12 protein-coding genes are annotated in these 12,873 nt (G+C 51.3%); 6 read left to right on the top strand and 6 right to left on the bottom strand.

Going from position 1 to position 12,873, the window contains the following annotated elements; all coding sequences use genetic code 11:
* The first annotated feature begins 5 nt into the window (after positions 1-5).
* The 5 genes from KJY40_RS21025 to KJY40_RS21005 all read left to right on the top strand — a co-directional run bounded on the left by KJY40_RS21025 (position 6) and on the right by KJY40_RS21005 (position 5,719).
* Entirely contained in the window at positions 6-977 is a 972-nt protein-coding gene (locus KJY40_RS21025; protein ID WP_230737735.1) for a UDP-glucose 4-epimerase family protein, read from the top strand.
* Between the two features lie 179 nt (positions 978-1,156).
* Positions 1,157-2,413: a glycosyltransferase family protein gene (locus tag KJY40_RS21020; RefSeq protein WP_230732511.1), complete on the top strand. Its 1,257-nt coding sequence runs from the start codon at positions 1,157-1,159 to the stop codon at positions 2,411-2,413.
* Positions 2,410-3,744, top strand: a complete 1,335-nt coding sequence (locus KJY40_RS21015) for a glycosyltransferase family 4 protein (protein WP_230732509.1) — start codon at positions 2,410-2,412, stop codon at positions 3,742-3,744. Before KJY40_RS21020 ends, KJY40_RS21015 begins: the two co-directional genes overlap by 4 nt.
* 78 nt (positions 3,745-3,822) lie before the next feature.
* Positions 3,823-4,743, top strand: a complete 921-nt coding sequence (locus tag KJY40_RS21010) for a glycosyltransferase family 2 protein (protein WP_230732507.1) — start codon at positions 3,823-3,825, stop codon at positions 4,741-4,743.
* Between the two features lie 124 nt (positions 4,744-4,867).
* Positions 4,868-5,719 carry a class I SAM-dependent methyltransferase gene (locus KJY40_RS21005; protein ID WP_230732504.1) on the top strand — a complete coding sequence of 284 codons (852 nt, stop codon included), beginning with the start codon at positions 4,868-4,870 and terminating at the stop codon, positions 5,717-5,719.
* Positions 5,720-5,940: 221 nt separating this feature from the next.
* Here the strand turns inward: KJY40_RS21005 and KJY40_RS21000 are convergent, their stop codons facing one another.
* From KJY40_RS21000 to KJY40_RS20975, 6 genes are read right to left on the bottom strand one after another with little or no spacing between them, the layout of a single operon-like run.
* Positions 5,941-6,627 (bottom strand): metallophosphoesterase family protein, encoded by a 687-nt coding sequence (locus tag KJY40_RS21000; protein WP_230732502.1) that lies wholly within the window; start codon positions 6,625-6,627, stop codon positions 5,941-5,943.
* A gap of 41 nt (positions 6,628-6,668) precedes the next feature.
* Positions 6,669-7,649, bottom strand: coding sequence for an ATP-grasp domain-containing protein (locus KJY40_RS20995; RefSeq protein WP_230732499.1), 981 nt, complete (start codon positions 7,647-7,649; stop codon positions 6,669-6,671).
* Between the two features lie 8 nt (positions 7,650-7,657).
* Positions 7,658-8,479: an NAD-dependent epimerase/dehydratase family protein gene (locus KJY40_RS20990; protein WP_230732497.1), complete on the bottom strand. Its 822-nt coding sequence runs from the start codon at positions 8,477-8,479 to the stop codon at positions 7,658-7,660.
* Positions 8,480-8,481: 2 nt separating this feature from the next.
* Entirely contained in the window at positions 8,482-9,618 is a 1,137-nt protein-coding gene (locus KJY40_RS20985; protein WP_230732494.1) for a DegT/DnrJ/EryC1/StrS family aminotransferase, read from the bottom strand.
* 4 nt (positions 9,619-9,622) lie between these two features.
* On the bottom strand, positions 9,623-10,366 hold the full coding sequence (locus KJY40_RS20980) for an ABC transporter ATP-binding protein (protein WP_230732492.1): 744 nt from the start codon (positions 10,364-10,366) through the stop codon (positions 9,623-9,625).
* A 5-nt stretch (positions 10,367-10,371) separates the two neighbouring features.
* Complete coding sequence (locus KJY40_RS20975; RefSeq protein WP_230732490.1) at positions 10,372-11,151, bottom strand: ABC transporter permease; 780 nt, start codon at positions 11,149-11,151, stop codon at positions 10,372-10,374.
* 658 nt (positions 11,152-11,809) lie between these two features.
* On the opposite strand from KJY40_RS20975, the gene KJY40_RS20970 reads away from it, so the two are divergent.
* Positions 11,810-12,838: an MraY family glycosyltransferase gene (locus KJY40_RS20970; RefSeq protein ID WP_230732488.1), complete on the top strand. Its 1,029-nt coding sequence runs from the start codon at positions 11,810-11,812 to the stop codon at positions 12,836-12,838.
* Positions 12,839-12,873 lie beyond the last annotated feature (35 nt).

The following is a 12,873-nucleotide window of genomic DNA, read 5'->3' as shown; positions in this document are numbered from 1 at the left end:
GCATCGTGCCAAAGCCCAGGGTTCTCGTGTCCGGCGCGACGGGGTTTGTCGGGCAGCGGTTGGTCATGCGTCTGTTGCTCGATAAACAATACGTTCCCATCGCCGCCGCGCGTCGTGCTGCACCGCTGCAGGGATTGTGCCCCGTTGTATCCTTTGATCTGGATAAGCCATCTGGTTGGCCCGATCTCAGCGGTGTGGACGCGATTGTTCATGCGGCAGCTCGCGTACACGTGATGAATGAACTGGCCAAGGATGCCCTTGCCGAGTTCCGTAAAGTCAACGTGGAAGGAACCTTGCAACTGGCAAGGCGTGCGGCGAAAGCCGGGGTGCGGCGCTTTATTTTCATTAGTTCGATCAAGGTCAACGGGGAAAGCACACTTCCGGGGGGGCCATTCAGCGCGGATGATGTGCCCGCTCCGCAAGATCCCTACGGCGTCTCCAAGCACGAGGCCGAGCAAGCGCTGAAACAACTGGCACTCGAGACTGCGATGGAGGTCGTGATCATTCGTCCGCCACTGGTTTACGGGCCGGGCGTCAAAGCCAACTTCTTGAGTATGTTGCGCTGGCTTGAGAAGGGAGTACCGCTGCCGTTGGGCGGCATACGTAATCAGCGAAGTCTGGTTGCGCTTGGCAACCTGGTGGATTTCATCGTCACTTGTATCAATCATCCTGCAGCGGCTAATCAGACGTTTCTGGTCAGCGATGGTCAGGATCTGTCCACCCCTCAGTTGTTGAACTGTCTGGCAAGCGCTTTGGAAAAGCGATCCCGGCTGATTGCCTTGCCACAGTGGTTGATAGTGGCTATGGCAACATTGTTAGGCAAGCAAGCGGTTGCAAACCGGATATGTGGTTCGCTTCAGGTTGACATTTCCAAGAATCATGAGCTATTGGGTTGGACGCCTCCGATAAGTTCGGATCGAGCTATGCGGCAGACTGCAATTCACTTTCAGGAAGCGTTGGTCAAGCACCGTGCCTGAAGGCATTCAGAATGCTGGATACTCGCTGTTTGATAGCACTGGACGAATTGCTCTTTGCAGATGAAGTACTGTTTTTTGATTTGAATGTTCTAATGTAACACTTTGATTGGGTTTCGCGGTTGTGCGGCGAAAAGCTTCAGATTAACGAGCTAGACTATTTTTACTACTATGGATTATTTATGTCATTCAGCAAAATAAATTTCTGGATTGAAGGGGATATTTCGACCACGAGGATTGTATCGCGCCTGCTGAATGACGTGAGTAGTGAAGGTAACTGCGATACCCGTTTGCTGAGTTCGGTTGGCTGGTCGTCCCTCGTTAGTGGTGTCAATATATTCTGTCGGTCCTGTGATCCGAAGTACGATTGGTTGCCGATGTACTTGCGCGAACATGGCATTCCTTATGCCTTCTATCTCGATGACAATTTTTGGAAAATTACGGGTACGGGAGAGCTGGCGCGTTATTACAAATCGGCGGAAGTCGTACTGTCGCTGGACGCCTTTGTCGAGAATGCCAGTTTCGTAATCACGCACAATGAAACCTTTGCAGAGTTTATCAATCGCAGATTTCCGGATGTGAAGTGTGAGTTGCTGCCTGTCCCATTTGACACTTCCCTGATTCGAAAGATTGCACAAAGTGTTGCGCTCAAACCTGCAAGAGACGCAGTGGTCGGATATGCCGGTGGCTACAAGGAAGAAGAGTTTGCCCTGCTTCAAGGTGTGGTTGAACAGCTAGGAAAAGAGCGACCTGAAATTCGTTTCGAGTTTATTGGTGGCGTTTCCGACGCGTTGCGCAGCTTGAATAACGTGCAATGGTTTCCAGGTTTTTCGGACTATTCAAAGTTCCTTGAGTTTAAAATGAAGCGAAACTGGAGTGTCGGGTTGGCGCCGTTGATGGAAAGCCAATTCAACTCATCCAAGACGAACAATAAATTCAGGGAGTATGGCGGGTGCGGTATATCCGGTATCTACAGCAATACGACCCCCTATGTCGAGTGCGTGGTGCCGGAGCGATCCGGTCTGCTGGTCAATAATAATGTCGCCGACTGGGTAGAGGCAATCAAGCGCCTCGTTGATAACCCTCAGTTGCGTGAAACGATTAAAGATGAATCCTTCAAGTATGTCGAATTGAATCATTCGCATGAGTCAATAGTTCCCGCGTGGCGGGAAGCGCTTGACAGGCTTTCTCATGATGCCGAGCCCTTGATGTCTTCCAGGATTCGATTCAACTACGTGAAGCATTTCCATTTGAGCGGCATGTCGCGAGTCGCGAAAATAATGGAAGACGCTCCGGCGGGTTCGATGTATGGAATCGTCTTGAAGGGGAAACTAAGATCGATTCTGAAAAAAACGTTTGTCAAGCGGTTAATTAAAGCTTTTGCTTTCGTTGCGCTGGTTGCTGTCGGTTTGTATTTTCTGAAGGCGGGCGCAGTGTGAGAAAAAAGAGTGTTTTGATTGTCTGCAATGATGTTGTCGGGCTGAAGATGGCCGGGCCGGCGATCAGGTGTGTGGAAATAGCGAAAGTTCTTTCTCTGAAGTTTGATGTTGAAGTTTATGCGCCGAAAGTTGAGCCGCTGGCTGGTGCGGTGTTTAAAACAGGGGTGTTCTCCGATCCGGGTTTCAAATCGGCTGCAGAAAACGCAGATTTTCTGATCGTTCAAGGTGATGCTTTAAGATCTCATCCTTTTTTAAAGGAATCGAAAGGCTGCCTTGTGGTGGACCTCTATTGTCCGATTCCACTTGAATATCATCAGGCGTCGGAAGGTGTAAGCCTTGAGACAAGAGGAATAACCAGCAATTTTTTATGCGATGTGCTGCATGAACAGCTTGTGTATGGGGATCATTTCCTCTGTGCCAGTGAAAAACAGCGGGAATTCTGGCTGGGTGCATTGACACTGGCAGGGCGAATCAACGCCCGTCGCTGGCCACAGGCAAGTCACGCGGATATATCCGATCTGATATCGCTGCTGCCATTTGGATTGGCGTCGCAACGTCCGGAGCCTGCCAGGCGGGCGATACGGTCAGCCTTTGATATCCCTGCGGATGATTTTGTCCTTGTATGGGGAGGCGGTTTGTATCAATGGTTTGATCCATTGACACCCATCAAGGCCGTCCATCGACTGATTTCGGAAGGCGCACGAGTGCATCTCGTGTTTATTGGAGTCAAGCATCCGAATGCCAGTATTACCCAGCATGACATGTGTGGTCGTGCGGTCGATCTGGCTACGGAACTCGGCTTGATCGACAAGTTTGTCCACTTCAATTTTGGTTGGGTGGACTATGAAGATCGCCATAATTTTCTGCTTGATGCCGATGCCGGTATAAGTTCTCATTTTGATAATCCCGAGACGCGTTTCTCATTTCGCACTCGCATGCTTGATTATCTGTGGTGTGACTTGCCGATCATCGCAACGCAAGGCGATGTGTTTGGTGACTCTTTGGTTCCCGAGGGAACCGGCATATCCGTAGGGTTTGAAGATCTTGAGGGATGGGTTAAAGCCATATCGGTCATGATGACTGACAAGAGTGAGCATAAAAGGTATAGGGAAAATGTCCGGACCTATTCGAAGGGTTTTCGCTGGAGTTCCGTGGTAGATCCTTTGCTCCAAAGGTTTGAGACAATGGTCGTTGCACCTGATCGTTCACTGGTTCGATCGCACTACTTGAGCGCGAACCAATCAACAGGTTTTTTCTTTCGCTTGCGTCGTCTTTATGCGTCGGGTGGGATTTCATCCATTCTTGCGGCGGTGTGGCGACGTTTGCGTTGAGCTGAAACTATAAGGGTTGAGGTCGCGTCGTCTGATGTTTAGTAACTATATAAATGGGCATGAGTAATCGAGTTTTATATGGAAAATAAAGTCCCATCTGTATGCGCAGTCATCATTACCTTCTATCCGGATCTGGGTAACCTGAGAAAGCTGGTCGAGTCACTGAGTGGACAGGTCAATGACATCGTTATTGTGGACAATGGTTCGCCAGACTCAATGGATCTTTTTGTCAGTGAGCTAAGTGTTGCAAACAAACCTGTTGTTCTCGGTCTCGGTGAGAATCTGGGTATTGGTCACGCACAGAATGTTGGTATTGAGTATGCCAGGAATTCCGGTGCAGCCTATGTTGTTCTGTTTGACCAAGATAGCTGCCCAGAGAAAGACATGGTTGTGAAGTTGCTTTCGGCGGCGACGGAACTGGAGTCAACCGGTGTTCCTTTGGCGGCCGTTGCGCCAAGTTACAAGGACTTTGACGGCGGCCGGTTGTCCAGTTTTGTGCGTATCGGGTATTTCGGGTTTTCTCGAATAGACTGCGCCCCTGGCAACAGGGTGGTCGAAGCAGACTTTCTGATTTCTTCCGGATCGATGATTCCTCTTTCGGCTATCGCCAGGATTGGAGGTGTGGATGCCAGCCTGTTCATTGATCATGTCGATACTGAATGGTGCTTGCGCGCGAAATCCAAGGGGTTCAAGCTGTTTGGCGTAAATGATGCGATCATGTTGCATTCGTTGGGGGATCGCAGAACCCGGTTCTGGTTCCTTCGCTGGCGAACGGTTCCGTATCATTCACCTTTTCGTTATTACTACATGTTTCGTAACAGCGTACTCCTTCAGAAAAGATCTTATATGCCGCTACGCTGGAAGATGGCCGATTTTGCGCGATGCCTGAGAGCGCTGGTTTTTTTTGGCATTTTTTCTTCGGATCGAATGGCGTGCGTTAAGATGATGCTTCGTGGTACGCGAGATGGAATAGCCGGTATCACTGGCAAGATGAAATGAGCGTTGTCAGGGGGGGCGGTTATCTATAGGGTATCCAGTCATCCGGGGGTGTCGGGCAAGCGACGTGCATCATGATTTATGTGTGATCGCTGAAAGTCATATCAAATATTAGTGGGTTATATTTATGGTAGTTCTTGATATTGGCTGTGGAAGGAAAAAGATCACTGGAGCAATCGGAATTGATTTTTCTGCGATGAGCGATGCTGATATCACGCTCGATCTCAACAAGGAAAAGCTGCCGTTTGAAGACAGTAGCGTCGATTTCATCTTTTCATCTCATACTCTTGAGCATTTGACGATCGAAGGTTTTCTTCATGTCATGCAGGAGTGCTATCGGGTTTTGAAGCCTGCTGGTCAACTCAAGATCGTTGTTCCTTATTTTACAACCACGGCGAACCTGGCGAACCCGTTTCACAATAACAATATCTGTTTCAATGAGCATACGTTTCGGTTCTTTTCCTCTGATTCGGAAACAGAGGCATTGGCGAAGCACGAGTATGCGTCACCCAGTTGCCCGCATTGGGGCCTGAGATATTCTGCGAACAGCGAAATCGGTATTGAGTTCAAGACGTTGGCGATGTCTTATTTCTACTTTCCGGAATATGCTGAATCCTCTGATGAGGAGAAGTTTCTGGCGCGCTCATCGAAAATGAATGTCGTTGACCAGATCGCCTATTCCCTGGAAGCGGTCAAGCCTTGCCCGGTGCGTCCGGAAACCGGGCCCGTCGGGACCAAGGATGACCCGTTTGCATTTGTTGAGCAGCAGCTTCAGCACATTAAGAATCAAATCGCCTATCTTGAAGCAAGAGAAGTGGATGAGCTCGAACTCGATGTTGCAAGGCGCGTCGTGACGACAGCAATAAAAGACGGCAGTATTTTCAGCGTTGACGGAGTTCTCACTCCGGTTAATTTCCTGGTGTATGAGCTTGATGCCGTTATTCAAGATCTTCGACGCAAGATTGACAGTTTGGGATGATCGATCAGTACGAGTCTGATCGAATGTTCGCATTCCAAGTCCCGACAGGGTTCCTGCTATTTCAGCAGGGAGGGTGTTGGGGCTTTCCCAAGTCTATTGGCGTTATCTAGAGTGAAAGGCGATATCTGGCTGGACCCCGGCACTGTTTAGATGTCAGGCTTGGCCGGGAAGGTAAATTTCCTTCTCGGCCAGCTGTATTGACATGAGAAAGTGCCAAGGCGTTATGCGGTTCTGGACAGGATTTCGATCATGGCTTCCTGAATGGCTGCCTCTCGAAGTCTGTTTTTATAGGCTTCGATATCATACTTCGCTCTGAAGAACTCTACCGCTCTCGAGTGCGCATCGATAGACGCATAACACGCTCCAGGAATTCTGTCCCTGGCTTGGCCTACTGAGCCAGGATTGACAATGATTCCCGCTCCGGCCGGCCTTTGCATCGGATGGTGCGTGTGTCCGAGCACCAGGAAGTCCATCGCGTCGGGCCAGGCAAAACCTATCTCCGTATCCTTGTAGATGTATTCTTCAGCATTGTGTGGGCTTCCGTGCGCCACATACAGGGCTGTATCTACAGGTGTTCTGTTTTCATCGGTAGAAAAGCGCAGTTCGATAGCGTCCGGGAGAGACGAAAGCCACGCCAGATTCTCAGCGGTCAGCGATTCTCGTGTGCTCCGTATCCTGTACTTTGATTCACGACTGTCGGAATAGCTGAGTTCACCCAGTACATACTTGTCGTGATTACCTTTTATGCAGTGTACCTGGCGCTCTCGCAGTAGCTGGCAGACCTCGTTAGGCTCTGTGTAATAGCCGAGGAGATCGCCAGCGCAAACGATATCTGCCGTTGTCGGTATCGAATCAAGTACCGCCTGCAGGGCGGGGAGGTTGGCGTGTACATCGGCAATGATGTACACCGGTTCTCCACGATAAGGTAACAGCAAAGGGAGGCTGCTCATTATTTGAAGTACAGCTCTTCGTAGTAACGCAGGAATCGGCCAGACTGTGCAATGTTCCAGCCGTTGAAAGGTTCTTGTTTAACGATGTTGTATACAAAGGCTGCGCACGAGTTGTAGCCGTAGTATGCCTTGGAGGCCTCGGTTGAACTCAGGCGACCATTGATTTCAAACAGAACGGGATCGGTTGCGGTCTGGATCAACTGAACATTGAAATGGCCAAAGTCCAGACCCTCTTCGATCAGTGCTTTACCGATCGTATTAAGGTAAGAGGAAATGCTTTCGTCCACGACGATTTCACCATAGGAGGTGGCGCCGTCCGGAGTCAGTGTCCGCTTGAAAATGATGTGGTGGATTTCTTTGGTGTAACGGTCAACGTAGCAGCCGCAAGTGTATTCCTCGCCTGTCAACAGCTCTTGAACGAGGAAGGATTCGACTTTGATGTTTTCTTCCGCGATCAGCTTCTTGGCTTCAGCGAGCCCGGAAACCTTATAGATGCTGCGAGAGGAGGAACTATGGTTCGGCTTGATGACGATGGGACCCGTGATGTCGCCGGATTCCAGGTACTCAGCGAGCGAGCTGGTCTTTGGTACTCTGATGCCATGTCGACTCAGTACCGAAGACGTGGAAACCTTGTCCATGCAGATGTCGGTGATACTGGAGGAGAGGGTGGCGGCGCGCAATGTTTCATCACGGTATGCGGCTACAGCTTTCAGCTCGTGCTGAGTGCCGGAGAACACAATTTGAATGTCATGCTCTTTGACATAGTTGCGCAGGTGGCTGTGATACTCAGGGGAGGCTGCCAGAGGAAATATGGGTGTCTTGACTACAGGTGCCGAAGGTAGGGAAAAGAAGCGTCCGGCGCCCAGTTCTTCACTGTTGGCGAAGTGGATTTTCAGAGGCTCGCCAAAGTCGTGAAATGCCAAGGCCTTGTAAATGCTCTGTCCCATTACAGAGCCCGCACCGGTAATCAGAATATTCATGTTCTATGTTAAACCTGTAAATTGATTTCTTCGACATAGCCAGCGAAAGCACTTTTGAAAGAGTTCCACTGAGGGGCATAGCCTGGCAGGATTGTCGGCTGCATGGTTCTGACATCAAAAGCCGACAGATCATTTTCCATGTGTTTGTTGATGACTTCCAGCCCGGTTATTCCGGCTGCCAGCGCCACGATTTCAGCAATGCTGGCAGAGTCAGGGTAGCCAGTGTTCAGGACGCGTGTCGTCGCTGCCAGATCAAACCCGTCTGTCGCAATCCATTTAAGCAATTGAACCAGTTCGGTGATGTGGATATACGTGCGTCTTTTGAGACCTGCACCGTACTGCGCGAGACTGCTCTTCTGACGGATGCCTTGCTCGATCGCCTTGAAGAAGTTTCCGTGTTTCTGGCCCACGCCAAAGACATCGGCAATCCTCACTGAGACAAAAGGGACTTTGAGCAAGTCTTCGAACAGTTTTTCGCCGAAAACCTTGGACGCGGAGTAGTAATCGTTGCAGCGCAGCTTATCGCCGGTGCGGCAGTTCAAGGCGTAGGGGTAGACGTTGTTGGTGGAGGCATAGATCAGGCCGCGATGTTTTTCGTTGACCTGTTCCAGCACCAGCGTATCGATAAGGGTGTTTTCAGAAAGTGCGTCGCTTGTATTGTTCATGTTTGCTGCAAGATGAACAATCAATGAGCCCGCTGGAAGTTGAGTGAAGTCAGTTTCAACAAAGTCTGGAGTCTCGAAAGACTCCAGAAATTTGCTTCCGACATATCCGGTTGATCCGGTTACCGCAATGCGGTAACCGGCTGAATATTTGCATCGGAGATTCATGGTCAGAGACCCGCTTGGACTACTTTCTTCAGCGTCTCTACGATGAACTCTACATCCTTCTTGGTGACGCCCATGTGCATCGGCAGAGAGATCAGCTCATTGCTGGCCTTGTGTGCAGCAGGGCATTTACCGGCACCCGAGCTGTACAGGCGGTATTCGGTGTTGTCGCGATAGTGCACGCCTGGGTAGATCTCGTGCTCGTTCAGTGCCATCAGGACTTCATCGCGTTTTGGTACGCGAACCTGGAACAGGTGGCGAGACGATTCACAGCCTGGCGAAACCAGGACCGGAGTGATCTGTTGGTCGCCTTTCAGGGCTTCCAGGTACCAGTCGGCCAGCTGGCGGCGATAGGCGTTGTCGCGGTCAAGGTACTTCAGCGAGACCAGGCCGATGGCGGCCATGATGGAGTTGCCGTGGTATTTGAAACCCAGCTCTTCCACGTCGTACTTCCATTTGTAGGCACCCTGGCTGGCGGTGCGTGCAAATGTGTCCTTGTTGATCCCGAGCCATGCCAGCTTGCGCGCACGTTCGTCGTCTTCCTTGTCGCGGAAGCAAATCATCCCGGAGTCGGCGGTTGCCAGGTTTTTTACGGCCTGGAAGCTGAATACGGTGACGTCTGCGTCGTGACCGACATGCTTGCCATTAACGCGGGTGCCCGCCATGTGAGCGGCGTCCAGAATGACCTTGATGTTGCGGTCCTTGCAGAGCTTGAGCACTTTTTCGTACTGGCCGACGTTGCCGCCCAGGCCGACGAAGATGAGCGCCTTGGTCTTGTCGGTGATCTTGCGTTCCACATCGACCGGGTCAAGGCAGAGGTACTCGTCGACATCGGCGAAAACCGGGGTGAGTTTAGCCTCGATAATCGCATGGTTGGTCGACACAAAGGTCAGCGGCGTAGTGATGACTTCGGCGTCATCGTCCCAGCCGTGTTGCGTCTTCATCATGTGGAATGCCAGATGCAGACCAACGGTGTTGGAACTCAGGAAGTGCGCGTGCGGCAGGCCTGTGTAGGCTTTCCAGGCCTCTTCCATTTCGACAGTTTTGAAGCCCAGACCGGTCCAGCCTTTTTCCAGGCATTCGCGGATGCCTTCAAGGCATTCGTCGACTCGGAAGTTCGGAACAAAAAGTTGCGTTGCCACAGTATCACCCCGCGTGATTATTCAAATATTTGTTAATGACGACATCCGGCTCACCGTCTTCGATGATGCTGCCATGATCGATCCAGATAACTCTATTGCACAGCCTGCGCAGCAGATCGGGCTGATGGGATACGAATACCATGATGCTAGAGCTGTCGATGAAATCATGCATGCGTGCCAGTGCCTTATCGATGAATTCTGCATCACCACCGGCAAAGAGTTCATCGAGAATAAGAATGTCCGGATGAACGGCGGTGGCGATAGCAAAAGCCAGGCGCATGTACATCCCCGTGGAGTAATACTTCACAGGGGTGTCAATGAACTCGGCCAAACCCGTGAATTCGATGATTTCGGGTTCGATCTTCTTGAGCATGGACTTGCTGTAACCGAGAATCGCGCCGTTGAGGTAAATGTTCTCACGGCCACTCAATTCAAGGTTGAAGCCAGCTCCAATTTCCAGCAGAGGGGCAATCCGGCCATTGACCGTCACAGATCCCTCTGTTGCGCAATAAATGCCGCAGATGGCTTTCAGCAGCGTACTTTTTCCTGCGCCGTTATGGCCCACGATCCCGATCCGGTCGCCATGAACGATTTCGAGATTGAGGTCCTTCAGCGCGCGAAATTCGGTGTATTTGCTTTTGTTGCGGCGCTTCAGCAGCCCCGCAAAAAATTCCTTCAGCGACTGCCCTTTGTCGTGGTACAGACGGAAGTTCAGATTCAGATCTTTTATCGAGATACTTGAGTTCATATCGATCACAACTTGAATACTATGTATCGATCATGCTTTTTGAATGTGTAGATACCAAAAAGCACGCTGAGAATTGCCAGTGCCGCCACCTTTGCATAAACATCAGGTCCGGCGATGGAGCCTTCATAGATAGGCAGTCGGAAGATTTCGATGAACAGGGTCAGCGGGTTCAGCGCGAAGATCCATCTGTAGGTTTCTGGCACGAATGTGAGCGGGTAGATGATCGGCGTCAGATAGTAAAGGGCTTGCAGCACCACGCCTACGATGTTGGGCAGGTCACGGAATGAAACCGTCGCGATGCTCAATGCCAGTCCCAGGCCCACTGCAAATGCAAACAGCAGCAGGAAGTTCACGGGCAGTATGAAGAGCGATGCGGTAAAAGGAGCACCGATGGCCAGGGCGATGATGAACAGGCATATGGTGCTGAAAACCGCATCGACCAGCAGGCTGACCGAGGTGGAAACGACAAAGATCTGTTTCGGAATGTGGATTTTCTTGATCAGTGACTCGTTGTTCAGCAATGCCTGCATGCCTTGCGCCAGGCAGTTGGAGAATAGCGTGAAGGGCACGAGTCCCGAAAACAGGAAGATTGCGAATGTTTTAAGCGGCCATCTCATGATCATCGAGAATACGATGGAGGTCACGACCATGGTCAGTAGCGGGTTCAACAGCGTCCAGAAAAAGCCGAGTGCGGTTCTTCTGTAACGCATTGTCAATTGTTGCCAAATCAACTGCTTGAGCACTAATTTGTATTGGAATAGCTCTTTGAAAAAAATGCTGAACACAATGTTTTATTCCGAGGCGAAAGGCCAGATTGCATATTGCTCAAAAAGAGGTCGCCCTTGCATTTGGACGGCCTGCCAAGTGTTTTATTGATACCGTTTTTCGAGTATTGCCCAGGTATCAGGAACGCATATTCACGTCCGCAAAATAATCATGTTCCGAAAGTCTGGCGCATGATGCAGTTGAGTTTGATTGCTCTGAACATTCGCCGGTGATCGCCTTTTCGGCTTGACACATGGCCGTACCTCCATTTCTTTCGGAATTCCGAATCAGCCTGCCTGGACGCCGCACAGCATACCAGCATGCATCGGTCGAATGAAGCCAGCCACCCATTTGGCCGGGGGGCGTTGCGTGGTGAAAGCCAAGTCGTGCGAGTGGTTGGTCCGGTTCGGCCCGGCGGATGTGCTTGATGTGAAGGTGTGGAGGTTCTGTCGAGGGGGCATTATCCTTGGATGTCGTTGAAGGAGCGGCTGACCGTTCATGAAAGGCAATTGCGTGCCGATGGCACGGATCAATAACAGCTGCGTCTTTTCCGGTTGCTTCCAAAAAGAAGAAAGTGCTCCAGCTTGCTCAGGCTGATGCCGAGAACATTCTTTGCGAGGCGCCGGCTGAACGCAGTGATGTTTCAAATTAGCCGACTTTTTCGGAGCCCGGTCGAGTATGAGTTTCTGGTGGTTTTTCCTTGGCGCGGGTGTGGCGTCATTCGTGCTGACAGCCCTTTTGCGTCAATACGCGCTCGCACGTAGCCTGATGGATATTCCAAATGCGCGTAGTTCGCACTCGATTGCGACGCCGAGGGGCGGCGGCGTTGCGATTGTGGTGGTGTTTCTTGTGGGGCTTTGCTTGCTGTATCAGCAATCGATGACGGGTCTATCCACCTTCCTCGCAATGGCGGTGGCGGGGCTGGTCGTGGCAGTGATCGGATTTATGGATGACCACGGCCATATTGCTGCCCGTTGGAGACTTGCCGGGCATTTCTGTGCGGCAGCCTGGGTGGTTTTCTGGTTCAACGCATTCGACTCGGTGAATCTGTTCGGGCTGACTGTTCACCTGGGCTGGAGCGGGGCCGTGATTGCGGCCATCTATCTGGTGTGGATGCTCAACCTCTACAACTTCATGGACGGTATCGACGGCATCGCGAGTGTCGAGGCGATGAGTGTCTGCGCAGGGGCATGCCTGCTTTACGTGCTTGACGGTCAATCAGGGCTGATCGGGGCTCCGTTACTGTTGGGCCTGGCGGTTGCCGGCTTTCTGATCTGGAACTTCCCGCCGGCCAGGATTTTCATGGGCGATGCCGGCAGCGGTTTTCTGGGCATCATTTTAGGTGCTATTGCGCTGGCGGCTGCTAGTGTTGATTTCAAATGGTTCTGGGTGTGGAACATCATGCTGGGTGTCTTCGTCGTTGACGCGACATTCACGCTGTTGCGCCGGCTGGTGAGGGGTGACAAGGTTTATGAGGCTCATCGAAGCCATGCTTATCAGTACGCCTCTCGTCTCTACGGCAGACACCTTCCGGTGACGCTCGGGGTCTTGTTGATCAACGTGTTCTGGTTGCTGCCCGTGGCTTTTTCGGTGGTGTATTTTGATTTCGACGGTGCAGCGGCTCTGGCCATTGCGTATGCACCGCTGTTGCTGATTGCCATCAAGTATCGTGCCGGTGAACTGGAACAGCCTGTCCATACAACGTAGTGCGCAATACATTTGGGTTCAAACGCTATGAATTC

This window comes from Pseudomonas fitomaticsae, assembly GCF_021018765.1.
GTDB lineage: Bacteria > Pseudomonadota > Gammaproteobacteria > Pseudomonadales > Pseudomonadaceae > Aquipseudomonas > Aquipseudomonas fitomaticsae.
Note: the sequence above shows the minus strand (reverse complement) of the source record. Positions and strands in the feature narration are given on the sequence as shown.